Annotated in this window: 25 protein-coding genes; 12 read left to right on the plus strand and 13 right to left on the minus strand. The window is 71.4% G+C overall.

Annotation, left to right across the window (positions count from 1 at the left end):
• Positions 1–9: 9 nt before the first annotated feature.
• Both V5P93_RS20260 and V5P93_RS20265 read right to left on the minus strand, forming a co-directional pair.
• Entirely contained in the window at positions 10–1,803 is a 1,794-nt protein-coding gene (locus V5P93_RS20260; protein WP_245931744.1) for a bifunctional diguanylate cyclase/phosphodiesterase, read from the minus strand.
• Between the two features lie 50 nt (positions 1,804–1,853).
• The gene (locus V5P93_RS20265; RefSeq protein ID WP_104483101.1) at positions 1,854–2,222 is read right to left on the minus strand and encodes a hypothetical protein; all 369 of its coding nucleotides are present in this window, start codon (positions 2,220–2,222) and stop codon (positions 1,854–1,856) included.
• A 67-nt stretch (positions 2,223–2,289) separates the two neighbouring features.
• Here V5P93_RS20265 and V5P93_RS20270 point away from each other — a divergent pair, with 67 nt between their 5' ends.
• The 3 genes from V5P93_RS20270 (at position 2,290) to V5P93_RS20280 (ending at position 5,437) form a co-directional block, all read left to right on the plus strand.
• Complete coding sequence (locus tag V5P93_RS20270; protein ID WP_245931745.1) at positions 2,290–3,093, plus strand: glycerophosphodiester phosphodiesterase; 804 nt, start codon at positions 2,290–2,292, stop codon at positions 3,091–3,093.
• 98 nt (positions 3,094–3,191) lie between these two features.
• Positions 3,192–3,917, plus strand: coding sequence for a class I SAM-dependent methyltransferase (locus V5P93_RS20275; protein ID WP_146108375.1), 726 nt, complete (start codon positions 3,192–3,194; stop codon positions 3,915–3,917).
• 110 nt (positions 3,918–4,027) lie between these two features.
• On the plus strand, positions 4,028–5,437 hold the full coding sequence (locus V5P93_RS20280) for an MFS transporter (protein WP_104483104.1): 1,410 nt from the start codon (positions 4,028–4,030) through the stop codon (positions 5,435–5,437).
• Positions 5,438–5,596: 159 nt separating this feature from the next.
• Here V5P93_RS20280 and V5P93_RS20285 read toward each other — a convergent pair whose 3' ends face one another.
• Positions 5,597–6,370 (minus strand): thymidine kinase, encoded by a 774-nt coding sequence (locus tag V5P93_RS20285; RefSeq protein ID WP_219824187.1) that lies wholly within the window; start codon positions 6,368–6,370, stop codon positions 5,597–5,599.
• Between the two features lie 567 nt (positions 6,371–6,937).
• On the opposite strand from V5P93_RS20285, the gene V5P93_RS20290 reads away from it, so the two are divergent.
• The gene (locus tag V5P93_RS20290; protein ID WP_104483106.1) at positions 6,938–7,282 is read left to right on the plus strand and encodes an RNA polymerase-binding protein RbpA; all 345 of its coding nucleotides are present in this window, start codon (positions 6,938–6,940) and stop codon (positions 7,280–7,282) included.
• Positions 7,283–7,346: 64 nt separating this feature from the next.
• Positions 7,347–8,015: a TMEM175 family protein gene (locus V5P93_RS20295; protein ID WP_374066521.1), complete on the plus strand. Its 669-nt coding sequence runs from the start codon at positions 7,347–7,349 to the stop codon at positions 8,013–8,015.
• Here V5P93_RS20295 and V5P93_RS20300 read toward each other — a convergent pair.
• The gene (locus tag V5P93_RS20300; protein WP_104483107.1) at positions 8,005–8,751 is read right to left on the minus strand and encodes a polyprenol monophosphomannose synthase; all 747 of its coding nucleotides are present in this window, start codon (positions 8,749–8,751) and stop codon (positions 8,005–8,007) included. The genes V5P93_RS20295 and V5P93_RS20300 overlap by 11 nt on opposite strands.
• Positions 8,752–8,828: 77 nt before the next feature.
• Complete coding sequence (lnt, locus tag V5P93_RS20305) at positions 8,829–10,472, minus strand: apolipoprotein N-acyltransferase (RefSeq protein WP_104483108.1); 1,644 nt, start codon at positions 10,470–10,472, stop codon at positions 8,829–8,831.
• Positions 10,473–10,648: 176 nt separating this feature from the next.
• On the opposite strand from lnt, the gene V5P93_RS20310 reads away from it, so the two are divergent.
• The 3 genes from V5P93_RS20310 (at position 10,649) to V5P93_RS20320 (ending at position 13,346) form a co-directional block, all read left to right on the plus strand.
• Positions 10,649–11,548 (plus strand): cyclase family protein, encoded by a 900-nt coding sequence (locus V5P93_RS20310; protein WP_104483109.1) that lies wholly within the window; start codon positions 10,649–10,651, stop codon positions 11,546–11,548.
• A gap of 214 nt (positions 11,549–11,762) precedes the next feature.
• Entirely contained in the window at positions 11,763–12,734 is a 972-nt protein-coding gene (locus tag V5P93_RS20315) for an RNA polymerase subunit sigma-70 (RefSeq protein ID WP_245931747.1), read from the plus strand.
• A 54-nt stretch (positions 12,735–12,788) separates the two neighbouring features.
• A complete protein-coding gene (locus V5P93_RS20320; RefSeq protein WP_104483110.1) occupies positions 12,789–13,346 on the plus strand; it encodes a dihydrofolate reductase family protein in 558 nt (185 codons plus the stop codon).
• Between the two features lie 67 nt (positions 13,347–13,413).
• Here V5P93_RS20320 and V5P93_RS20325 read toward each other — a convergent pair whose 3' ends face one another.
• Both V5P93_RS20325 and V5P93_RS20330 read right to left on the minus strand, forming a co-directional pair.
• Positions 13,414–13,596 carry an RICIN domain-containing protein gene (locus tag V5P93_RS20325; protein ID WP_104483111.1) on the minus strand — a complete coding sequence of 61 codons (183 nt, stop codon included), beginning with the start codon at positions 13,594–13,596 and terminating at the stop codon, positions 13,414–13,416.
• Positions 13,597–13,803: 207 nt separating this feature from the next.
• The gene (locus V5P93_RS20330) at positions 13,804–13,950 is read right to left on the minus strand and encodes a hypothetical protein (RefSeq protein ID WP_181043915.1); all 147 of its coding nucleotides are present in this window, start codon (positions 13,948–13,950) and stop codon (positions 13,804–13,806) included.
• A gap of 43 nt (positions 13,951–13,993) precedes the next feature.
• On the opposite strand from V5P93_RS20330, the gene V5P93_RS20335 reads away from it, so the two are divergent.
• From V5P93_RS20335 to V5P93_RS20345, 3 genes are read left to right on the plus strand one after another with little or no spacing between them, the layout of a single operon-like run.
• Positions 13,994–14,320 (plus strand): PadR family transcriptional regulator, encoded by a 327-nt coding sequence (locus V5P93_RS20335; protein ID WP_104483112.1) that lies wholly within the window; start codon positions 13,994–13,996, stop codon positions 14,318–14,320.
• Positions 14,311–14,664 carry a hypothetical protein gene (locus tag V5P93_RS20340; protein WP_104483113.1) on the plus strand — a complete coding sequence of 118 codons (354 nt, stop codon included), beginning with the start codon at positions 14,311–14,313 and terminating at the stop codon, positions 14,662–14,664. Before V5P93_RS20335 ends, V5P93_RS20340 begins: the two co-directional genes overlap by 10 nt.
• Positions 14,661–15,035 carry a hypothetical protein gene (locus tag V5P93_RS20345; protein WP_181043916.1) on the plus strand — a complete coding sequence of 125 codons (375 nt, stop codon included), beginning with the start codon at positions 14,661–14,663 and terminating at the stop codon, positions 15,033–15,035. The genes V5P93_RS20340 and V5P93_RS20345 overlap by 4 nt, the downstream gene beginning before the upstream one ends.
• Here the strand turns inward: V5P93_RS20345 and V5P93_RS20350 are convergent.
• The 6 genes from V5P93_RS20350 to V5P93_RS20375 all read right to left on the minus strand — a co-directional run bounded on the left by V5P93_RS20350 (position 15,004) and on the right by V5P93_RS20375 (position 22,630).
• Positions 15,004–17,064, minus strand: a complete 2,061-nt coding sequence (locus V5P93_RS20350; RefSeq protein ID WP_104483115.1) for an AMP-binding protein — start codon at positions 17,062–17,064, stop codon at positions 15,004–15,006. The two genes, V5P93_RS20345 and V5P93_RS20350, sit on opposite strands and share 32 nt — an antisense overlap.
• Positions 17,065–17,275: 211 nt before the next feature.
• Entirely contained in the window at positions 17,276–17,665 is a 390-nt protein-coding gene (locus V5P93_RS20355; protein ID WP_104483116.1) for a hotdog domain-containing protein, read from the minus strand.
• A complete protein-coding gene (locus V5P93_RS20360; RefSeq protein ID WP_104483117.1) occupies positions 17,662–18,420 on the minus strand; it encodes an OAM dimerization domain-containing protein in 759 nt (252 codons plus the stop codon). The genes V5P93_RS20355 and V5P93_RS20360 overlap by 4 nt, the downstream gene beginning before the upstream one ends.
• Positions 18,417–19,991, minus strand: coding sequence for a lysine 5,6-aminomutase subunit alpha (locus V5P93_RS20365; RefSeq protein WP_104483118.1), 1,575 nt, complete (start codon positions 19,989–19,991; stop codon positions 18,417–18,419). The genes V5P93_RS20360 and V5P93_RS20365 overlap by 4 nt, the downstream gene beginning before the upstream one ends.
• Positions 19,992–20,003: 12 nt before the next feature.
• Entirely contained in the window at positions 20,004–21,593 is a 1,590-nt protein-coding gene (locus V5P93_RS20370; RefSeq protein ID WP_104483119.1) for an amidohydrolase, read from the minus strand.
• Positions 21,590–22,630 carry an L-erythro-3,5-diaminohexanoate dehydrogenase gene (locus V5P93_RS20375; protein ID WP_245931748.1) on the minus strand — a complete coding sequence of 347 codons (1,041 nt, stop codon included), beginning with the start codon at positions 22,628–22,630 and terminating at the stop codon, positions 21,590–21,592. Before V5P93_RS20375 ends, V5P93_RS20370 begins: the two co-directional genes overlap by 4 nt.
• A gap of 102 nt (positions 22,631–22,732) precedes the next feature.
• Between V5P93_RS20375 and V5P93_RS20380 the strand changes: the two genes are divergently transcribed.
• Positions 22,733–24,148, plus strand: coding sequence for a KamA family radical SAM protein (locus V5P93_RS20380; protein WP_245931749.1), 1,416 nt, complete (start codon positions 22,733–22,735; stop codon positions 24,146–24,148).
• The last annotated feature ends 328 nt before the right edge of the window (positions 24,149–24,476 follow it).

Genomic DNA, 24,476 nt, shown 5'->3' on the forward strand with positions numbered 1-24,476 from the left:
CGGGCCGGACTAGACCGACGTCGCCGCCCCGGAACCAGAGGCACCGGCGGCACCGCCGGGACCGTCGAACACCGTCGGACGCCGCATCCACACCCCGTGCGGCCTGCTCAACAACGCCTCCAACGGCTCCGGCTCACCCAGGTGGAACCCCTGCGCGACCCGCACCCCCAACCGCGACAACGCCTCCACCTGCGTCGCCCGCTCCACCCACTCCGCCACCACCGACAACCCCAGACCCCGCGCGATGTCCACGATGCCCTGCACCAACACCGTGTCCCGACTGCCGTAATCGATCCCGTGGATGAACTCCCCGTCGATCTTCAACCCCGTGATCGGCAACTGCTTGAGGTGCACGAACGACCCGAACCCCGACCCGAAGTCGTCCAACGTGATCCGGCAACCACTGGCCCGCAGCTGCTGCGCCAGACTCCGCGCCGCGTCCAGGTTCGTCACCGCCGCCGTCTCGGTGATCTCGAACCCCAACCGGCCCGGCGCCACCCCCGCCGCCGTCAACCGGTCCAGCACGAACCCGCCGAAGTCCTCGTCCTCCAACGTCCGACCCGACACGTTCACGTTGAACCGCAACCCCGGGTACGGGTGCTCCACCAACGTCTCGATCGCCTTGTCCGCCACCCACCGGTCGATCTCGAACACCAGGTCGCTGCGCTCCGCCGCCAACAGGAACTCCCCCGGCCCCAACCGCGGCTCCCGCCCGTCCTCCAACCGCAACAGCAACTCGTGCCCGATGACCCGACCACTGCCCAACTTCACCATCGGCATCGCGTGCAACGCGAACCCGCCGTCCTTCAACGCCGCCCGCACCCGCTCGATCACCGTCACCCGTAACTCGGTGTCCTTGTAATGCCCCTGCTCATACACCGTCACCCGGTTGCGGCCACCCGACTTCGACGCGTACAACGCCATGTCCGCGTTCGCCAGCACCTCCTGCCAGCTCACCCCCGAGTCGAACGTCGCGATCCCGACACTCACCGTGATCCGACTCGCCCCCGCCACCCCGCTCATCGGGATCGCCGCGATCGCCGTCCGCAACCGGTCCGCCGCCGCCACCGCCGCCCGCTCATCCGTGTCGGGCAACACCGCCGCGAACTCGTCCCCCGACAACCGCCCCAGGATCCGCCCATGACCGATCCGATCCCGCAACAACGACGCCAACGCGCACATCACCCGATCCCCCGTCGGATGACCGTGCAGGTCGTTGATGTCCTTGAAGTGGTCCAGGTCCAACAGCAGGAACGCCCCCCGCGCCCCCGACGCCAACTGCCGCTCCAACTCCCGCGTCAACGCCCGCCGGTTCGGCAACCCCGTCAACGGGTCCTCGTCCACCATCCGCAGCAACTCGTCCTGCCGCTCCCCCAACCCCGCCTCGGCCAGCTCCCGCTCCCGCCACCGCGACACGTCAACCACCCGGTACAGCAACTGCCCACGCGGCGCCGGCGTGCAACGGATCTCCACCCACCGGTGCCCCGACCCGTCCGCCAGCGGCAACGACACCACCACGTCCGCCTCGCCCGGCCCATCCGGCGCGCCCGCCAACAACGCCGTCAACGACCGACCCGCGCACCGCTGCGGCGCCAACCCCAACAACTCCGCCATCGCCGGGTTGCACCAGCGCACGTGCCCGCGGACATCGGTCAACGCGAACGCCGTGTCCGTCGCCGACAGCACCTCCACCAGCTCGGTCCGCTGCTCCGCCGCCTGCCGCATACCCGCCGCCGTCCCTGTCGACCCACGCCCGCCGGCACCGTCCTTCTCCGGCACCGCCCGCCGCAAGAACTGTCCCATCACCCGATCTTGTCGGAGAACGAGCACGTAGGGTAGTGGACCGCTCCCCGTCAGCGCAGGCGCTCGAGCCCTTTCGCCGACACCCGCACCTGCTCCGCGAGAACCCCCAGCTCAGCCAGGGTCGCACCGTCCTGTGTGGCGGTCACCACGTCCTCCGCCGCGCACCGCAACTGGAACAACCGGTCCAACAGGTCCGCCACCTCCGCGGTCGACAACACCACCGCGTCCTCCGGCAACCCACCCCGCTGCACCGCCGACCGCCGCTCATACGCCCGCTGCCTGCACGACTGCGCGCAATACCGACGCCGACGCCCCGCCCGGTCCTCCTCCGGCAACTGCGCCCCACACCACCCACACGGCCGCGCCTTCCGCGACAACAACGACACCGGGGACACGATCGGGGCAACGGGCTCGGCCATGGCGCCCGACGCTAGCCCGACACCCGCGGTGCACCACGACGCCACGCCGCTGAGGCACACTCAACCCGTGCCACCCCACCCCCACCGCCTCACCCACGGCTTCTTCGACGGACCCCACCCCCGCGCGTTCGTCCACCGCGGCTGGCACCACGACGACACCGGCCCCGCCAGCGCCGAGAACTCCCTCTCCGCGTTCCGCCGCGCCGCCGACGAGGGCTTCCACTACCTCGAAACCGACGTCCACGCCACCAGCGACGGCGTCGTCGTCGTCCACCACGACAACACCCTCGACCGCACCACCGACACCCGCGGCACCATCGCCCACCTCCCCTGGACCACCGTCTCCCGCGCCCGCCTCGACGGCCACGAACCCCTCTCCCGCCTCGAAGACCTCCTCGAAGAACTCCCCGACGCCCGCGTCAACATCGACGTCAAAGCCGCGAGCGCCATCGAACCCGTCCTCGACGTCCTACGCCGCACCGGCGCCCGCGACCGCGTCTGCCTCGCCTCCTTCTCCGAAGCCCGCCTCACCCGCATCCGCGCACTCGCCGGACCCGGCGTCCTCACCTCCATGGGCATGCGCGCCATGGTCGGCTTCTGGGCCACCCGCCACCTGCCCACCGCACTCGCCGGACCCGCCCCCCGACCCCTCGTCGCCCAGGTCCCCGTCCACCACGGCCCCCTCCGCGTCGTCGACGCCGCCCTCGTCCGCGCCGCCACCCGCCGCGGCGCCGAGATCCACGTCTGGACCATCGACGACCCCGACCAGATGCGCGACCTCCTCGACCTCGGCGTCGACGGCCTCATGACCGACCGCCCCCAGGTACTCAAAGACGTCCTCACCGCCCGCGGCGCCTGGCCCCGCACCTGACCGCGCGTCCACACAAGAACCCGCCCGCCAGGTAACAGACCTATGACCTGTGCGTCAGGTACTCCCGCCAGACCACCCCGACCAGGCATCCTTGCCCGGTGACCGACACCCGCGAGACGACCGGCACACGCCCACACCCCGACACCCCACCCGACGACACCGACGCGACCGTGGACCTCCCCGCCGCCATCGCCACCCACCTCACCGGCCTCACCGGCACCGTCATCGAGGTCGGCGGCGACCCCGACACCGTCCGCGCCCTCCGCGCCGCCCACCTCGACGTCCTCTCCCTCGCCGCCCCCGGCACCCGCGCCGGCGCCCACGCCGACCCCGAAGCGCTCCCCCTGCGCACCGGATCCGTCGCCGCCATCGTCGCCACCCACCGCCTCCCCGCCGTCGACGACGTCGACACCACCCTCGCCGGCTTCGCCCGCGTCCTGGCCCCCGGCGGACGCGTCGTCATCGCCGCCAACGCCCTCGGCGACCGCCGCGAACTCCGCGGCCTCTGGACCACCGCCGCCCGCGACTGCGGCGTCACCGACCCACCCCCCTTCCTCGACACCGACGCCCGCTTCCCCCTCGACCACGCCGAGGCCTGGCTCCAACGCCACTTCACCGACGTCACCGTCACCCCCCTGCGCGGCACCACCACCCTCGACGCCGACACCGTCCTGGCCCTGCTCCGCGCCCAACGCCCCACCGACGCCGGCGTCACCTGGGACCTGCTCGCCTCCGTCGTCGAAAGCCGCGTCCGCGACACCGCCACCACCGACGGCGGCTTCGCCCTCACCACCCTCACCGGCATCGCCACCGGCACCAAGTGAACGTTTGGACTCGACCGGCCCCGCACTGACCACCGCCCAGTAGTCTCCCGCGTGACCGGCGACCCGGTGACAGTCGCCACCAAGGCCGACCAGGCGGGCGGAGGCGGTACGTGAGCACGGTGGACACCGCACAACGAGTGCGCACCCAGCGCGGCTGGTGCTGGTACGACTGGGCCAACTCGGTGTTCCCCACCTCGGTCACCACCGTGTTCGGCTCCCTCTACCTCACCGAGATAGCCGCCAACGCCGCCACCGCCGACACCACCCGCAACGGCCCCAACCCCTGCCCCGCCAACCTCGCGGGCAACACCGACAAACTCCGCGACTGCGACATCAGCGCACTCGGCCTCGACTTCCCCGCCGGCTCCCTCTGGGGCTACCTGCTCTCCCTGGCCACCGTCATCCAGGTCCTCATCGTGCCCCTCATGGGCGCCATCGCCGACCGCTCCACCAACAAGAAACCCCTGCTCGCCGCCTTCGCCTTCGGCGGCTCACTGGCCACCATCGCCATGGCCGCCGTCTCCGGCACCAACTGGCAACTCGGCGTCATCCTCTTCACCCTCGGCAACATCGGCTACGGCACCTCGGTCGTCATCTACTACTCGTTCCTGCACGAGATCGCCACCGCCGACGAACGCGACGCCGTCTCCGCCCGCGGCTGGGCCTTCGGCTACCTCGGCTCCGGCCTCGCCCTGGCCATCCAGCTCGCCATCTACCTCGCCCGCGAACCCCTCGGCATCACCGCGGGCAACGCCGCCCAGATCGCCTTCGTCCTCTCCGGCATCTGGTGGGCCGCCTTCACCCTCATCCCCCTGCGCCGACTCCCCGCGGGCGGCGGCCCCAGCGCCCGCCCCACCGACCACAGCGGCTCCGTCCTCACCGACGGCTTCCGCGAACTGCGCGCCACCCTCCGCGACGCCAAGGCCTACCCCCTCACCCTCGCCTTCCTCGGCACCTACCTGCTCTACACCGACGGCATCTCCACCGTCGCCAACGTCTCCGCCCAGTACGGCAGCGAGGAACTGCACTTCGAGGCCGACGTCCTCATCACCACCATCCTCATCGTCCAATTCGTCGCCTTCTTCGGCGGAGTACTGCACGGCCTCCTCGCCCGCCGCGTCGGCGCCAAGAAAACCATCATGATCAGCCTCGGCGTCTGGGTCGTCGTCATCGGCTTCGCCTACTTCGTCCAGGCCGGACAGGCCATCCAGTTCTACACGCTCGCAGGCGGCATCGGCCTCGTCCTCGGCGGCACCAACGCCCTGTCCCGCTCCCTGTTCAGCCAGATGGTCCCCGCCGGGAAAGAAGCCCAGTACTTCTCCGTCTACGAAATGGGCGAACGCGCCACCTCCTGGCTCGGCCCCCTGCTCTTCGCGGGCATGGCCAGCGCCACCGGCTCCTACCGCTACGCCATCATCTCCCTGGTCGTGTTCTTCGCCGCGGGCCTCATCCTCATGTACTTCGTCCCCGTCCGACGCGCCATCGCCGCCGCGGGCAACACCGAACCCGCCGTGCTGTAAACCCCCGCCGCGCCCCGCGCCACCGGGTAAGAGGTGCCCTCGAGTTCACCGGCGACACCCGCTGCCTGAACGCGCCAGGTCAGTCCGGACAGGACACAGGGGACTTCTCCGGCCACTGCCGCAGCGCAGTCCGGAGGACGAACGATCACGACGGCAGCCTCACAACTCCCCACCAACCAGCACACCGGACGACCCCGCTTCCAGCGGACTTCCCAGATCCAAGCGGGTGAGGTTCTTGAACTCGCTGCGCGACACGGAGATGTAGCGGTCTTCGCCGCCGATTTCGATCTGCGGGCCACCGGTCACGGCGTTGCCGTCGTCGTCCGTGCGCACCACCATCGTGGCCTTTCGGCCCGTGTGGCAGATGGTCTTGATCTCTTCCAGGACGTCCGCCCAGGCCAGCAGGTATTGACTTCCCTCGAACAGTTCACCGCGGAAATCGGTTCGCAGCCCGTAGGTCAGCACGGGGGTGTCGAGCCGGTCGACGATGTCGGTCAGCTGCCACACCTGCGCCCTGGTGAGGAACTGGGCCTCGTCCACCAAGACGCAATGCGGCCGTTCGTCGGCCGCCTCGACCAGCGAGAACAGGTCGGTGTCCGGGTCGAAGAGGCGACCTTTCGCGGTCAGTCCGATCCTGGACGCCACCACACCCTCCCCATCACGGTTGTCCACCCGGGGAGTGAGGATGATCGTCGTCATCGACCGTTCGTGGTAGTTGTGCGCGCTCTGCAGCAATGTCGTGGTCTTCCCGGCGTTCATCGCCGAATAGTAGAAATACAACTTCGCCACCGGGTCTCCTCGCGCACAGGCGCGCGACCCGCCTCGGTCGCGCTGGCGAAGACAGTACTGCTCGCCCGAACGCGCGAGCGACCACCGGATGACCAAGCACGGCCCGGCCCCGCCGCGGACCCACCCGGGCAGCGCGGCAGCCAAGACCACAGCCCCGGCCCTCGGCTCCGCGCGCGGGCTCAGCGAGATGTGCGCGGTCACACAATGTCAACTTCGAGCGCCTCGGCAGGCAGACCCCACCCGCGCCCAGGACAACCACGTCACCCGGGAAGGTGACACAGTCCTCATCGCCGACACCGCCACCCCCACCGACACGCACACCGACCAACCAGGCACACACCGTGACGAAAACCCCGCCGACATGCCAACCGTACCGGCTACGGTCCGTTATCGGGCGCCCCGCCGACACCACTCCCGCCCCGACGACCACGCCGACACCACCCGCACCCCCGCCCCACTCGCATTCGCCTGATCCGCTGTTCTGTCGATAGCATCCCCCGAGTGGGTGAGATGTCGAAGTCGTTGCCGCGATGACGCGTCACAATCCCGATGACGTGGCATCTCTAAAGAGGATGCTGTTGTTGACGGGTGAAGCATGTCACCCTGAGCGACCGCGACGCGCGGCACGGGAATCCTTTTCCCGCTCCGTTCGTTGCTCTGGGTAAGCAACACCCTGGCCCGTCCCGGCGGGCCCAGTGAAAGGACACCGCTATGGCCGACCGTGTTCTCCGTGGTAGCAGGCTTGGTGCGGTCAGCTACGAGACTGACCGCAACCACGACCTCGCCCCCCGCCGTACGGTTTCCTACGCGTGCCCGAAGGGCCACGACTTCGAGGTGCCGTTCAGCGACGACGCCGAGGTCCCCCCCACCTGGGAGTGCAGGCTCCACGGCACCGAGTCCAAGATGATCGACGGCTCCGACCCCGAGCCCAAGAAGGTCAAGCCGCCGCGCACCCACTGGGACATGCTCCTGGAGCGGCGCACCATCTCCGAACTGGAAGACCTGCTCACCGAACGCCTCACCGAGCTGCGCGGGCGGCGCAGCCGCACGGCGTAGCGCGCACATCCCACGACGGCCGCCCGGCACCCCGCCGGGCGGCCGTCGCGCGTCCCGGGCCAGCATCCTTGCCCACCATGACCACCGACGACACCCGACACAGCCGCATCCCAGCCGAACGCACCGTCCTGCTCACCGACGCCGTCGTCGCCATCGCCATCACCCTCTCGCCCTCGAACTACCCCTCCCCCACGGCGACACCAACCACGACCTCCTCCACGCCCTCGCCGAACACCGCGACGAATACATCGCCTTCCCCGTCAGCTTCGCCGTCATCGCCGCCCACCGGACCAGCCACCACGCCCTCTTCCGCCAGGTCGACACCATCACCACCCACCTCGGCCGACTCAACCTCCTCTGGCTCTTCGCCCAGGTCCTCACCCCCTTCGCCACCCGCCTCCTCAGCGGCGACGGCGCCTTCGAAACCCGCTTCACCGCCTACGCCCTCGTCCAAGCCCTCTCCGGCCTCACCTGGCTCCTCATGCTCCGCCAACTCCACCGCCCCGACGCCCAACCCGACGTCACCGCCGACGCCACCGGCCACACCTGGGCCATGCTCGCCGGGTTCCTCACCTCCATCCCCCTCGCCTTCCTCACCCACTGGGCCTACGCCTGCTGGGCCGTCATCCCCATCGGCCACGGCCTACCTCACCCGCCTCCGCCACCGCCAAACGACAAAAAGCCCACCCGGAACCCGGGTGGGCCATGCCGAAACCCGAAAACTACCGCTTGAACAGCGACAACAACTGCGTACCCCGACGACGCAAACCCCACTTCGTCACCCGGATGTAGGCCTCACGCACGATCGACCCACTCATCTTCGACTCACCCCGCTCACGCTCCGCGAACGTGATCGGCACCTCCACCACCGTGAACCCCGCCTCGATCGTCCGCCACGCCAGATCGATCTGGAAGCAGTACCCGTGCGAGGCCACCGTCCCCAACTTCAACTTCTCCAACACCGCCCGCCGGAACGCCCGGTACCCCCCGGTGATGTCCTTCACCTTCGCACCCAACGCCAACCGCGCGTACAGGTTCCCGCCCTTCGACAGGAACTCCCGCCGCTTCGGCCAGTTCACCACCCGACCACCCGGCACATACCGCGACCCCAGAACCAGGTCCGCGTCCCCCAACGCCGCCAACATCCGCGGCAGGTCCTCCGGCGCGTGCGAACCATCCGCGTCCATCTCCACCACCACCGCGAAATCCCGCTCCAACGCCCACGAGAACCCCGCGATGTACGCCGCACCCAAACCGGCCTTCTCCGTCCGGTGCAGCACATTCACCCGAGAATCCGCCGCCGCCAGCCCATCCGCCAGGTCACCGGTACCGTCCGGGCTCCCGTCATCGACCACCAGCACGTGGGCCGAGGGCAGCGCCGCGTGCAACCGCGCGATGATCGGCTCCAGGTTCTCCCGCTCGTTGTACGTCGGGATCACCACAAGCACCGGTTCCAGCGCCTGGTCCATCCGAGAATCCTCCCCGTCGGTGTGCGGCACACCGCGTCGTCGAGCGCGGCGGTCCCGCGGCCCATCCGTGTCCTGCGTCAGTCCGTCAACCCAGAGGGCACACCCAGGTCACCCGCACCGGGCACGGACCCCACCCGGGCAGCACTACGACGACGCCGACCCGACACCAGCCCGAAGACCAGCACCACCAGCGCCCCCGCGACCATGACCCACTCGGGCCAGGCACCCAACCGGTCCGCAATAGTAGTGGCCGTCCGCAGCGGCACGCGCTCGACCAGCGCGTCCGCGGTGAACAAGTCCGTACTGGACACCAACGAACCATCCGGCCGCACGATCGCCGACACACCACTCGTCGCCGCCACCACCACCGCGCGACCGTGCTCCACCGCCCGCACCCGGTCCATCGCCAACTGCTGGTACGTCATCTCCGAACGCCCGAACGTCGCGTTGTTCGTCGGCACCGCCAACAGGTTCGACCCGTTCAGCACCGACTCCCGCACCACACCGTCGAACGCCACCTCGTAGCACGTCGCCAACGCCACCCGCGCCCGATCCATCGCGAACACACTCGGATCCGTCCCCGGCACGAACCGCCCCGCCCGGTCCACCGCCGAGGTGAACAACCGGAAGAACCCCCGCCACGGCATCGTCTCCCCGAACGGCTGCAACTGCCGCTTCGTGTACTGCTCCACCGGCCCCCGCACCGGATCCCACAGCAACACCACGTTCCGCGGCAGCCCGTCATCCCCCACCAACACCGACCCCACCGCGATCGGCACACCCACGTCCCGCGCCGCCTGATCGATCACCTCGTAGGCATCCCGGTTCCGCAGCGGATCGATGTCCGAGGCGTTCTCCGGCCACAACACCAGATCCGGACGCGGCACCTTCCCCGCGCGCACGTCCGCCGCCAACTGCTTCGTCCGCTTCACGTGGTTGTCCAGCACAGCCCGCCGCTGGGCGTTGAAATCCAACCCCGCCCGCGGCACATTGCCCTGCACCGCCGCGACCACCACCTCCCCCGCCTGCGCGTCCCTCCCCACCACCGCACGCGCCGAGAACCCCGCCACCAGCGGCAACACCGCGGCCAACGCCGCCACCACCGGCCACGCCCGATCCACCCCGGCCCGCCGCGCCACCGACCGGCGCGCCACCTCACCCAAACCGAACCCGCACAACGCCACCGCCAACGCGATCAGCGGCGTCCCCCCGAGCGCCGCCAAGAACAAGAACGGCCCCTCCGGCTGGCTGAACGCCACCCGCCCCCACGGGAACCCGCCGAACGGGAACACCGACCGCAGGTACTCACCCGCCACCCACAACAACGCCGCCCACAACACCCCACCGCGCAACCGCGACGTCACCGCCATCGCCGCACACGGCAACCCCACCAACAACGCCTCAAGCCCGCTCAACGGCAACCACGCCACCGGACCCACGAACACCCCGGTCCAGGCCAACAGCGGAACCATGAACCCCAGACCGAACACGAACCCGTACCAGAACGCCCCCCGCGCCCGCCTGCCGTGCAACACGAACCACAACACGGCGAACCCGACCGGCGCCAACCACCACAACACCCGCGGCGGCACGCTCAAGTACACCAACGCACCGGCGGCCGCCACGAGCAGTGAACGCAACGACACCGGCAGCCATCGGCGGCGGGCCGGGGCCTCGACGCGCTCGATCTCCGGCTCGGGGGAAACGGCGGGGGCAACCACGCGGTCAGCGTACGGGGACGGGCCTGAGACCCCCGTGTGGGGAACGTGATCACCAAACCCACAGGTCAACCCCAACCCTCAACCTCAACTACAGGGTCACAGTGCGCCAGGTCTCAGTCTTGAGTGGAGGGTCAGATCCGGCCACACCGACTGCCGCGCTGCTAGCGTCCCGACACGTGACGGAAACCCAGCAGTGGCGCGTCGAGTTCGACGCCGACGTGACCTTCCGCAACGGCGGCTCGCTGTCCGTACGCGGCTTCCGCCTGGACTCCCCCAGCCCCGAACTCGACGACAACACCGTCGCCGACGCACTCGTCCGACACCTCGGCCTGCTCATGGTCGGAACCGTCACGGTGACGAACCGCCGCATGCTCGCCGAAGCCCACAAGGGCTCCCGGGGCATCGAGACCACCGCACCCGACCGACGCCTGGTCGACCTCAGCCACCCCATCCGCCACGGCATGACCACCTACCCCGGCGTACCCGGCCCCGAGATCTCCGACCACCTCACCCGCGAGGCCTCCCGAGTCATCTACGCACCCGGCACCGAGTTCCACATCGGCAAGATCACCATCGTCGCCAACACCGGCACCTACGTCGACAGCCCCTTCCACCGCTACCCCGACGGCACCGACCTCGCGGGCCTGCCCCTCGACCGGCTCGCCGACCTCGATGCCGTCGTGGTCCGCGTCGCGGGCGACGGCAGGCGCTCGATCGACCGCAACGCCTTCCTCCCCTTCGACGTGGCCGGGCGCGCCGTCCTCATCCACACCGGCTGGGACGCCAACTGGGGCACGGAGGCCTACTTCGCGGGCCACCCGCACCTCACCGCCGACGCGGCCGAGTGGCTGGTCGAGCAGGGCGCCGCGCTCGTCGGCATCGACAGCCTCAACATCGACGGCACCCACACCCCCGACCGCCCCGTGCACACCGCGCTGCTCGCTGCGGACATCCCGGTCGTGGAACACCTGCGCGGCCTGGACCAGCTACCGCCCTCCGGCTTCCGCTTCCACGCCGTCCCCGCCCCGGTCATCGACTTCGGCACCTTCCCCGTCCGCGCGTACGCGATCCTCTAGGGCTCACGTCGGTCGGCCGGCACGTGGGGCGACCACCTACGAGCTGGTCGCCCTGCCCTCCTTGCGCTTTTGTTTCTGCGCTGGTAGCTGTCACCTTTTGCTGTTGGACCACTCTCGATTATCTTGATAGTGAATAGTCGATATTTAGATTTGGCTGTCGAGAGGGGAGCGGCAACCTGGGACGGGGCTGGTCAGGCGTCCGGGGAGCGCCGGGGTGCTGGTCCGCGGTGCGCTGCCGAGGCGCGTCGTGCGGCAGGATGTGCTCGTGGAGCTGGAGTCGCACCGGAACGAACTGGTGGCCTACTGCTACCGGATGGTCGGCTCGTGCCACGAGGCCGAGGACCTGGTGCAGGAGACGATGCTGCGGGCCTGGAAGGCGCGGGACCGCTACGACGCCACCCGGGCCTCGGTGCGGACCTGGCTGTACCGGATCGCCACCAACGTCTGCCTCACCGCGCTGGCAGGGCGGGCGCGGCGGCCGTTGCCGTCGGGGATGAGCGCGGTGAGCGACGACCCCGGGGCGCCGCTCACGCCCGCGATCGACGTGCCGTGGCTCCAGCCCTTCCCCGACGCCCGCTATGACGTCGGGCACCGCGCAGACCTGCGGTTGGCGCTGGTGGCGGCGATGCAGGCCCTGCCCGCGCGGCAGCGGGCCGTGCTGGTGCTCCGGGAGGTCCTGGAGTTCAGTGCGAGCGAGGTGGCCGCGCAGCTGGACACCACGGTCGCCGCGGTCAACAGCGCCCTACAGCGGGCCCGCGCCGTGCTGGTGGACGTCGAGGCGGTCACCGAGCCGGATGACCCCGAGGTCCGCGCGGTGATCGACCGGTACGCGCGGGCGTTCGAGACCGCGGACGTGCCCGCCCTGGTGGAGCTGCTGGCCAGAGACGCCGTGCTGGAGATGCCGCCGGTTCCGCTCTGGTACCGGGGTACCGACGACTACGGCCGCTTCCTGCGTCGCGTCTTCGACCTGCGCGGGACGGACTGGCGGGTCCGCGGCCTGACCGCCAACGGTCAACCGGCGCTGGCCGCGTACGCACCCGCCGCCGAAGGTCGGTACCGGTTGCACACGGTGCAGGTGTTCACGGTGGTCAGCGGCCAGGTCGCGCGCAACGTCGTGTTCGCCGACCCGGCGGTGCTCGACGGCTTCGACCTACCGCGCGAAATCTTCTCCGACTCGGCGCGATGAGTTCGGGCGGTGCCGCCGGTACGTACCGGTGAACACCTACCGGAGGGATCCACCGTGAGCGTCATCGTCATCGAGTTCACCACCCTGGACGGCATCGTCACCGACCCCGACGGCCGCGGCGGCACACCGGCGGGCGGCTGGGCGTTCCGGCACGGCCCGGACACCGCGGGCGGCGACAAGTTCCGCCTGGGCAGCACCCTCGACGACGGGGTCCTGCTGCTGGGCCGCAAGACCTGGGAGCTGTTCTCCGGCGTCTGGCCGACCCGCGACGACGAGTTCTCCCAGCGGATGAACGCCGTGCCGAAGCTCATCGCCACCCACTCCCCCACCGACACATCGGCGTGGGCGAACTCCGAGGTCATCACCGGCGACCTGGTCGACACCGTCAAGCAGGAGCGGCGCGACGTGGTCGTCGCGGGGAGCCTGAGCGTCGTCCGCGCGCTGATGGCGGCGGACCTGGTCGACGAGTACCGCCTGCTGGTCTTCCCCACCGCGCTCGGCGCGGGTGAGCGCCTGTTCCCCGCCACCCACTCCCCCACGTACCTGAACTGCGTCTCCGCCGAGCAGATCGGCGCCGCCATCCTCACCCGGTACCAGCGCCCGCCGCGGTGACCGCCCCGGGCGGTGCTTCTCCCGAACCTCGGCTCGGGAGAAGCACCTCAACACCTCTACACGCGCCTCAGCGGCTGGTGGGCGCTTCCCACACGGTGAGCCAGACGTCGTTGTCGACGCCGCCAGCCGAGCAGGTGTACTGGATGAGGGCGTTGCCCTGCCCGACTCCGTACTGCACGTTGAGGCACTTGCCGCTGTTGACCGACCGGAACCGGCGGTTGTTCCCACCGGTCAGCGACCAAGGGAGCACCGGCGCGGCGTTCTCCTGCGAGGACTGGGCGACATCGGCGACCAGCCGGACCGTCGCCTGCCCGGTGTCAGCGACGTCGACCTGCCCCGGGGCCGCCTGCGCCTGGGCCTGCCGCGCCCGATCGACGCGGCAAGGCCACTCGAGCCCTCCCCCTCCTAGCGCTTTTTGACCTCACCTCTTGCCGGGCCAATCCCCCTACCTCGCCAATCACCAAATATCTTGATAGTTAATAGTCAATAATAATTGATAGGAAAGTGCGGGCTGGGCCAGTTGCGCGCGGCGCGACGTGACCCGCGCGACCGGTTGCATCGCGACCAAGGGCACCTGGCGCTGATAAACGGCTTCAGCCGCCACGATCGGTTGATCATTGGTGTTACTACGTCATACGACATATCGCATGGCGAAGCAGAGACGGGACGAGGCCGGGTTGGCCCGATTCGGAGAGCCAGGAGTGCTGGTGCTGCTGGCGTTGAGCGACGGACCCAAGCACGGCTACGCGATCACCGCGGACGTGGCGGAGCGCACCGGGATCCAGCTCGGACCGGGCACCCTCTACGGCTCGCTGGCCAAGCTGGAGCAGCTCGGGCTCATCGCCCCGCTGCCCAGCGAGGACCGCCGCAGGCCCTACGAGATCACCGCGCCCGGGGTGGCGGCGCTCACCGACCAGCTGCGCCGGTGGTCCCGGATCGTCGAGACGGGAAGGACCCGGCTGTCATGGGCCTGATCCGCGCGCTGGTCGCGCTGCACCCCAAGGCCTGGCGGGACCGCTACGGCGAGGAGTTCGCCGCCCTGCTCGAGGACACCGGGCTCACCCCACGCGCCGTGGTCGACGTCGTCGCCCATGCCGGCGGGCTGCGCGTCCGCGCGCACCTGACCGGTGTGCTCGTGATCGCCGCGTTCCTGGTGTCCGGAGCCTGCCGGAAGGTCGGCCTGGCCAGCGGTCTGACGCACAACGTCCTGTGGGCGCCGACCGATCTCCCCAAGGCGCTGCTCCTGCTCGGCACGGTCGGCCCGTGGCTCGCGCTGATCGTCCGGCAGCGCGTGCGGAAGGCGCGGGCGACGCGATGACCGGCTTCTTGGCGGACCTGTCCCGCCCGCAGGTCACCCTTGCCGTGGTTGCCGCATGCGTCCTGGGTCTCGTGGTCCTGGTCGTGGCGATGATCGTGTCGCCCCGGTGGCGGGGACGCGCGCCGCGGGTCGCCGCCGGGCTCATCGGCGGTGTGGTCGCCCTGTACCTCGTCGGTCGCGCGGTCGCGGAGTTCTGGATCGTCGACTACGCGAACCCCGACAGCTACCGGGACGACTGGGGAGGCCCCAGCCTGCTCGGGGTGTTCGCCGTGCACAGCGGTCCCGGCTTGGCCGTCGGCGGCGGCGGGGCGGGGTGGTTGGTCCGCCGCCGGCGCGGGGCTAGTCGAGTTCGACGAGGCGGCGGCGCATGATTTTGCCGGTGGCGTTGCGGGGGACCTTGCGGACGAAGAAGACGTCGCGGGGTACCGAGAAGCGCTCCAGGTGTTCGTGGACGTAGTCCCGTACCGCGGTCGCGCCCAGGCGGGCGCCCGGTCGCAACGCCACGTACGCGGCGAAGCGCTGGCCGTATTCGGCGTCCGGGACGCCGACGACTGCGGCGTCGGCCACCTCGTCCAGGGTCAGGAGCAGGTCTTCCACCGGCTGCGGGAACACGTTCTCCCCGCCGGAGACGATCATGTCGTCGTCGCGGCCGGAGACGAACAGGCGGCTGTCCGCGTCCAGGTAGCCGCGGTCGCCGGTGACCATGAGGTCGTGGTGCATCTCGTTGCTGGTGCCGTTGGTGTAGCCCTCGAACAGCATCTCGTTGGCCACGCAGATGCGGCCGACCACCCCCGGCGCCACCGGCTCCCCCGCCGCGTCGAGTATGCCGACGCGGGTGCCGACCGGGCAGCGGCCCGCGGTGGTCGGCGCGGCGCGCAGGTCGGCGGGGTCGGCGATGCTGGCCCAGGACACCTCGGTCGAGCCGTACAGGTTGTAGAGGATGTCGCCGTAGGCGTCCATGAACGCGGTGACCAGCGGACCGGGCAGGGCCGCACCGCTCGAGGCGACGACCCGCAGGCTCGACGTGTCGTAGCGGGCGCGGACCCGCTCCGGCAGGGCCATGATCCGCTGGAGCATCACCGGGACCACGATCAGCGCCGTGCAGCGCAGCTCGGCGATCGCGGCGAGCGTGGCCTCCGCGTCGAAGCGCCGCTGGAGCACGAGCGTGGCGTGCAGCGGCATGCCGAGCTGGACCGCGGCCAGGCCCCAGGTGTGGAACAGCGGGGCGGCCACCATGATCCGCTCCCCCGCCCGCAGCGGGATCCGGGAGAGCACCGACGCGGCGGACCCCAGGCTCGGCGGGTTGCGGCGGCGGGCGCCCTTGGGGGTGCCGGTGGTGCCCGAGGTCAGCACGATGATCTTGCCCGCGGTGCCCGGCGGGCGGACCGGGGTGGCCCGCGAGCGCGAGATGATGCCGTCCACGGCGAGTTCGACCGGTTCGGTGGTCCAGGTGGAGATCCACGGCAGGGCGGCGGGCAGGTGGTGGAACAGCGGCGCGAACTCGTCGTCGGCGAGCAGGGCGATGGGCCGGTGCGCCTCGACGAGGTCGGCGACCTGGTCGGCGGAGAGCCCGGTGTTGAGCAGCAGGACGTCCGCGCCGAGCTTGCCGCAGGCGATGGTGGCCTCGACCAGGCCGCCGTGGTTGCGGCACATGATCGCGACCCGGCGGCCCGCGCGGACGCCGTGCTCGGCGAGCCCGTTGGCCAGCCGGGTGGTGCGCAGGTCGATCTCGCTGAAGGTCAGCTTGCCGCGCTCGTCGATCAGCGCGACGCCGTCCGGGACGCGCGCGGCGGCGGCGCGGTAGCCGCCGACCAGGGTGGCGCCCCACTTGGCCAGGGCGCTGAGCTGCCGGGCGATCCGGTCGGGTCGGCCCGGGGACAGGACACCCGCGCGGGCCAGTATCCGCGCGACGGTCAGCGTGGACTGGCCGCGCGCGGTCTGCTCCAGCCGTGTCGGTGAGACGGTGGTGACGCGTTCGGACAGGTGGTCGTCCACCCGGCCGAGGGCTTTGCGGATCCGCTTGCGCAGCCAGGTCGAGGACATCGCGGTGCCCGCGGTCAGCGTCTCGGGCAGGGACAGCACGACGTGCACGTGGGTGCCCGCGCCATCGGGGTCGAGCCGGATCGACAGGTGGCCGCCCTGCCAGGCCGGGCCGACCAGCACCAGGTGCTCCCCCGGCCGGTTGACCAGCACCTCGACGTGGTCGGCGACCGGGTCGCCCTGGCCGAGGCAGAAGCGGACGCGGTAGCGGGCGGCGCGGTCCGAGGGGGCGGCGACGGTCTCGGCGGAGGCGACCTCGCGGACGAACCGCGGGTAGAGCCCGGGATCGCCGAGGACGTCCCAGACGCGGTCCGGTGCGTGGTCGAGGTGCCGCTGCACCTCGACGAGCTCGGTCGGCATGGTCCTCCGTCATGCGGGTGGGCGGGTCCCGCACCGCGGACCGGGCGGTGGTGGGGCCCGCGCGGCGGCGGGAGTCGGCACTCTCCCAACGCACGTGGACACGCTTGGATATCGGTTGGTATCAGCGACCACCCATCCGGCGCAAGCTCTGCTACATCCGTTCGCCGCAACGCGCCTCAAGATCACTCACCCGGCGCATACTTCAGGCGTCTTACACCTTTTGGGGGACCACGACCGTGCCTTTGGCCCGCGTCACCACAAGGGGCGGGTCGAGCACGCCCGCGGCCGACGGTCCGCGCTCCGGGGCGGCCCGACAGACGACGCGGGCCTCGAACTCCACGCCGCGCGACCGGGTGCCGACGCGGACCAGGGTGGCGGTGGCTTCGATGACGTCGCCCGCGCGCACCGGGGCGAGGAACGAGACGGTGTCGTACCCGGCGAAGAGGCCCTCGTCGCCGTCGGTCCGCACGCACAGCTCGGTGGCGACGTCGCCGAACAGGCCCAGCGAGTAGGCGCCGTCGACCAGCGCGCCGCCGTAGTGCGCGTGGGCGTGGGGGACGTACCGGCGGTGGGTCACGGTGGTGCCGACCAGTTCACTCATACGGCCTCCTTGCGCTGGGAGATGGCGTGGGTGAGGTAGCTGGCGACCTCACCGGGGGTCGTGCCGCGGCTGAAGACCCGGTCGACGCCGAGTTCGGCGGCCATCCGGGGGTCGAACCGGGGTCCGCCCGCGACCAGCAGCGGCCGCCGCTGCCCCATGGCCTCGCGGAACGCGGCCGACATCTCCTGGGTGTTGAGGATGTGCGCGTCGCGCTGGGTGACGACCTGGGAGACCAGCACCGCGTCCGCCTTCTCCGCGCGGGCGCGCTTGACCAGGTCGGGCACCGTGACCTGGGCGCCGAGGTTGACCACGCGCAGCTCGCGGTAGTACTCGAGGCCCTTCTCCCCCGCGAAGCCCTTGATGTTGAGGATCGCGTCGATGCCGACGGTGTGCGCGTCGGTGCCGATGCAGGCGCCGACGACCACGAGCTTGCGGCGCAGCAGCTTCTTGACCGCGGAGTTGACCTCGCCGGGCGGCAGCAGCGGGTACTCGCGTTCGATGACCTCGACCTCGTCGAGGTCGACGACGTGCCGGACGGAGCCGTAGACGACGAAGAAGGTGAAGTCGGGTCCGATGGCGTGGGAGTGCACGACCATGGCCGGGTCGATGCCCATCTTCCCGGCGAGCAGCAGGGCGGCCCCCTCGGCGCGGGGGCCGTGCGGGACGGGCAGGGTGAAGGAGGTCTGCACCATGCCGTCGCCCTTGGTGTCGCCGTAAGGGCGCACGTGTCTGGCCGTCGTGGTGTCGCCGGTCATCGGGTCGCTCCTTCTTCGAGCAGGTCGACGGCCGGGTTGGTGTAGTCGTCGGCCTTGGCGATCACGCCGTCGGCGCCCTTGCCCTGGTCGGCGGGACGTTTCATCAGACCGAAGGTGCCCTCGGCGATGGCGTTGAGCAGGCCGTCGGCCTTGACGCGTTCGAGCAGGTCGACGGCTTCGCCCAGGACCTGGTGGGCGCGTTTGACGATGAGCCCGTCGGGGGCGGGCCGGAAGTCCTCGGCGAGGCCGCCCGCCGCGTCGAGGACGTAGCGGACGTTGGCCAAGGCGAGGTCGCGGTCGGACAGGAACGGGGTGGCGACGGCCTCGGTCATCATGCCGACGAGCAGGATCGACTGGCCGGTGAGCACCCCGGCGAGGTTGAAGAAGCCGTCGAGCAGGTAGCCGTTGAACACGTCGCCGGTCATGTGCTTGGTCGGCGGCATCCACTTCAGCGGCGCGTCGGGGAACAGCTCGCGGGCCAGCAGGGCGTGGGCGAGTTCGAGGCGGAACGAGTCGGGCAGCTTCGGGTTGATCTCGAAGGCGTGGCCGAGGCCGAGGAGGTGGTCGGGCAGCCCCGCCTCGTGCGCGAAGTGCTCGTTGAGCAGCTGGGAGACGGTGACGGTGTGCGCGGCGTCCACGGCGTCGTCGGTGGTGAGGTAGTTGTCCTCGCCGGTGTTGATGATGATGCCCGCGCGGGCGTGGACCTGGCGGGAGAACCGCTGGTCGACGAAGGTGCGGATGGGGTTGATGTCGCGGAAGAGGATGCCGTACATGGAGTCGTTGAGCATCATGTCGAGCCGTTGCAGGCCCGCCAGCACGGCGATCTCGGGCATGCACAGCCCGGAGGCGTAGTTGGTGAGGCGGATGTAGCGGCCGACCTCCTTGGACACGTCGTCCATGGCGGCGCGCATGATCCGGAAGTTCTCCTGCGTGGCGTACGTGCCCGCGAAACCGTGGTGGGTGGCGCCCTCGGGGACGTAGTCGAGCAGGGACTGCCCGGTGGAGCGGATGACCGCGATGATGTCGGCGCCCGCGCGGGCGGCGTTGGCGGCCTGGACGACGTCCTCGTCGATGTCGCCGGTGGCCACGATGAGGTAGATCCACGGCCTGCGGGCCGGGTCGCCGTGGCGTTCGACGAGTTTGTCGCGTTGGGCGCGGTTGCGGTCGACCGTGCGCAGGCCCTTGGCGATCGCGGTGCGGGCGGCCTTGGCGGCCCGGGTGGCGTCGCGGCCGGTGGGCAGCGCGTAGGTGACCTGCCCGGCGGCGGTGGCCTCGGCAAGCTCGGTCAGGCTGGTCAGGTCGTGGCGGCGCAGCGCGTCGAACACCGGCAGGCAGACGCCGTGTTCGAGGCCGCAGTGCGCCGCGACGGTGTCCACGACCCGGTTGACCCACGGCACGTCACTGGCGCGGTGGGTGCTGTCCGCGCCGGTGATGCCCGCCAACCGCAGGGTCGCCCGCTCCACGGACACGGTGGTGTGCGAGCGGGCGATCCCGATCACCGGCGCGGCGGCCTCGGCGGCCAGCCGCCGGGCCGTGGCCACCACGGCGGGGTCGAGGTCCAGCAGCGCCATCTCCGGGGCTCCTCACATGACGTCGTGGATGGTCCGGCCGCGCAGGACGGTGCGCAGGCAGGTGGGGGCGGGTGCGCCGGGGTGCAGCGGGGGCAGGCCGGGGACGCGGGAGCGCGGGTCGGTGGACCAGCGGCGGACCCGGCTGTCGGGTGCGGCGACGACCAGCTCGGGGGCGTCCCAGACGGCGTAGGTGGCGGGGGCGCCGGGCACGAGGGTGCCGGTGAGGCCGTCGTCGACGCCCGCGGCTCGCCAGCCGCCGCGGGTGTGGGCGGTGAACGCGGCACGCGGGCTGAGGCCGGAGCCGGGGGTGCGGTGGTTGACCGCGGCGGCGACCGACGCCCACGGGTCGAGGCGGGTGACGGGGGCGTCGGAGCCGAGCGCGAGCACGACACCCGCGGCGGCGAGGCGGGCGAACGGGTTGAGGGTGATGCCGCGCTCGGGGCCGAGTCGGTCGACGTACATGCCGTCCGGTCCGCCCCAGAACGCGTCGAACTGCGGCTGCACGGAGGCGACCACACCCCACTGGCCGAGCCGTTCGGCCTGCTCCTCGGTGACCATCTCCAGGTGTTCGAGGCGGTGGCGGGCACCGGCGAGCGCGGGCAGGCCGACGCGCTTCTCGGCGAAGGCGAACCCGGCGACGACCTCGGCCACGGCGGCGTCGCCGATGACGTGGAACCCGGCCTGCAAACCGGACTCGGTGCAGGCCACCAGGTGGTCGCCGATGGTCTCGGCGTCGAGGTAGAGGGCGCCGGAGGTGTCCGCGTCGGTGTAGGGGTCGCACAGGGCGGCGGTGCGGGAGCCGAGCGCGCCGTCGACGAACAGGTCGCCCGCGAGGCCGCGGACGCGGTGGCGCACGGCGAGGTCGGCGCCACCGAGCTGGCCCCAGTAGCCGACGACCTCGGGCCGGTCGCCGCCCGCGCGGGCGAGCAGGTCGGCGAGGTCCTCGGCGCCGGAGATGTCGGGGCCCGCGCACTCGTGCACGGACACGATGCCCATGGCGGCGGCGTGCCGGAGGAACTCGTCCTGGGCCTGGGCGCGCTGGTCGGGGGTGATGGCGTCGCGGGCCGCGCGGCGGGCGCGGTGGTGGGCGTCGCGGGTGAGGGGGGCGTCGGGGTGGTAGCCGTCGGCGTCGCGGACCCCGGGGGCGAGGTCGAGCAGGGCGGTGGACACGGCGGCGGAGTGCACGTCGACGCGGGAGAGGTAGACGGCGGTCCCGCCCGCGGCGGCGTCGAGCTCGGCGCGGGTCGGGGGGCGGTGCTCGGGCCAGGCGGTCTCGTCCCAGCCGTGACCCCAGACGACGGCGGGGTTGTTCTCGCGCACGTACGCGGTGACGGCGGCGAGGCAGTCGGCGAGGGACGCGGCGGCGGTGAGGTCGAGACCGGTGCGCAGCAGGCCGGTGGCGGTGGCGTGCACGTGGGCGTCGACGAACGCGGGGGCGACGAAGGCGCCACCGAGGTCGACGGTGTCGGCGTCGGGGTGCAGCGCGCGGCCGACGGAGTCCTGGCCGAGCCAGACCACCACCCCGTCCTGCACGGCGATGGCGGTGGCGTCGGGGTCGGCCGGGGAGTGGATCCGGCCGCCGGTCAGAAGGGTGGTGCTCACGACCGGTCAGTCTCTCGGGCGGTGAACAGGTCCCGCACGCCGGGCTCGGCTCGCAGCAGCTCGAGCGCGAAGGCGGCGTGGCCGGGGACGTAGCCGTTGCCGACGAGCATCCGCACGTCGGCGGCCAGTCCCTCGGCGCCGAGCGCGGCGGCGGCGAACGAGGTGGCCATGGAGAAGAACACGACCGTGCCGCCGTCGGCGGTGGCCATGATCGCGCCGTGCTCGCAGCCGGGCACGTCCACGCAGACGACGGTGACGTCGACGGGCGCGCCGACGGCGGTGGCCACGGCGACGGGGTCGCGGGCGTCGGCGATGACGACCTCGTCGGCCAGGCCCGCCGCGCGCACCGCGGTGGCCTCGGTCTCGGTGGGGACGAGCGCGACGACGCGCCCGGCCCCGGCGCGGCGGGCGGCGGCCAGCGACAGGGAGCCGGATTTGCCGCCGCCACCGAGGACGCAGACCGCGGGCGCTCCCCCGGCCTCGCGCACGACGCGGTCGGTGAGCGCGGGGGCGCCGCAGACGTCGAGGACGGACAGGGCGAGCGCGTCGGGCAGGTCGTCCGGGAGCACGGCGGCGATGGAGCGGCCGAACAGCACCGCGGTGCCGCGGCACGGGACCTGCTCGGCGCGGCCGTCCCAGTCGGCGAGGCCGTCGGTGATCCGCAGCGGGGTGAGGGTGAGGGAGACGAGGGTGGCGATCCGGTCGCCCGGTGCGAGGCCGAGCGGGGAGTCCGGGCCGGCGGCGCGGACGGTGCCGAGCAGCATGCCGCCGGAGCCGGTGACCGGGTTCTGCATCTTGCCGCGCTCGGCGACGATCGCCAGGACCGCCGCGCGCACGGCGTCGCCGGTGCCGTGCTGCTCGCGCAGTTGCCGGTAGGAGGCGGCGTCGAGGTTGAGCCGTTCGACGTCGACCACGACCTCGTCGGCGTACGGGCTCGGGTCGGGGTCGAGGCGGCGGGCCTGCTGGGGCAGGACGCCGACCGGGTCGAGGACCCGGTGCAGGCCGTAGGGCGACCCGATGGGGTGAGCCGTCTCCACCCGTCCTCCTCGCTGCGCCACACTGGCACTACCCGTAAGATTTACGGCACTCTATCGTTCTGGCAGCATATCTTCACGCCCCACTAGCGGCTAGGAGCGAATATGACTGCGACCCGCGATCTTCGGGTGGTGCACGAGGCCCGCCAGGCCGTCGTCACCGGCCACCAGCCGTACGAGTACGTCCGCCGCGAGCTGGTGGAACCCGACTGGCGGCGGTTCCCCGGCTGGGCCGGGGTGACCGAGGCGCAGTGGCGCGACGCCCAGTGGCAGCGGGCGCACTGCGTGAAGAGCGAACGGCAGCTGCGCGCGGTCGTCGGCGGTTTGCTGGCCGAGTCGTTCTACGCCGACCTGGCCGCCGACCAGGCCGAGATGGCGACGATGTCGATGCTGCTGCCGCCGCAGATGCTCAACACGATGGCACCGGACGCGGCCCCCGGCGAGTTCACCGACGCGTTCCTCGCCGACCCGGTGCGCCGGTACATGCTCCCCGTGCGCACCGACCGCGACCCGCGCTGGCCGAGCCACCCGCACTCGACGCGCGACTCGCTGCACGAGGCGGAGATGTGGGTCGTCGAGGGGCTGACGCACCGGTACCCGACGAAGGTGCTGGCCGAGCTGCTGTCCACCTGCCCCCAGTACTGCGGCCACTGCACGCGGATGGACCTGGTCGGCAACTCGACGGCTCAGGTCGACAAGCACCGGCTCGCGCTCAAGCCGGTGGACCGGCAGGACCGGATGATCGAGTACCTGTCCCGCACCCCGGGCGTGCGCGACGTCGTGGTGTCCGGCGGCGACGTGGCGAACGTGCCGTGGAAGCAGCTCGAGTCGTTCCTCATGCGGCTGCTGGACATCGAGACCGTCCGCGACATCCGCCTCGCGACCAAGGCGCTGGCCGGGCTGCCGCAGCACTGGCTCCAGCCCGCGGTGGTCGAGGGCATGGAGCGGGTGGCCCGCACGGCCGCGCGGCGCGGGGTGAACCTGGCGATCCACACGCACGTGAACCACGCCCAGTCGGTGACCCCGCTGGTCGCGGAGGCGGCGCGGACGGCGCTGGAGGTCGGGGTGCGCGACGTGCGCAACCAGGGGGTGCTGATGCGGGGGGTGAACGCGACCCCGGAGGCGCTGCTGGACCTGTGCTTCGCGTTGCAGGGGGAGGCGAACATCCTCCCGTACTACTTCTACATGTGCGACATGATCCCCAACGCCGAGCACTGGCGGGTGGCGGTGTGGGAGGCGCAGGAGCTGCAGCACGCGATCATGGGCTACCTGCCCGGCTACGCCACCCCGCGCATCATCTGCGACGTGCCGTACGTGGGGAAGCGCTGGGTGCACCAGGTCGCCGAGTACGACCGGGAACTGGGTGTGTCGTACTGGACGAAGAACTACCGGGCCGGAACCGAGCGCGACGAGGCCGACGACACGTTCCTGGACCGCCGCCACCCGTACTACGACCCGATCACGACCCTGTCGGAGTCAGGACAGGCGTTTTGGCGCACCCACCCGGATTACCAGGCGTAGGCCGACCGAACGGCGAACCACCACCACCGCCAGTGCGTGTCCTCCACGCCGTCTCTCCGGCCGGACCGCATCCCCTGCGCTGTTGATCGCATGTCGTGAGCCCCCCATGAACAACGAACACGCTCCGCCGAAGTACCTCATACCCACCACCATCGACCATCAAACGCGGTTTCCGGTAAATCGCCGCCAATGGCGGCATCCCGTCACCGCCGCGGGCCAGCCCGGTTCGCCGACGCACCCGATCGGCCGACCCCGTTCCCGGCGGGCGGGCACGGCGGGCTACCGAACGGCGCCCGACAGGTGTCGTGGGGCAGTTGTCAGCGGGTTT

Origin of the sequence: Actinokineospora auranticolor, from assembly GCF_041897805.1 — a bacterium.
Classification (GTDB): domain Bacteria; phylum Actinomycetota; class Actinomycetes; order Mycobacteriales; family Pseudonocardiaceae; genus Actinokineospora; species Actinokineospora auranticolor.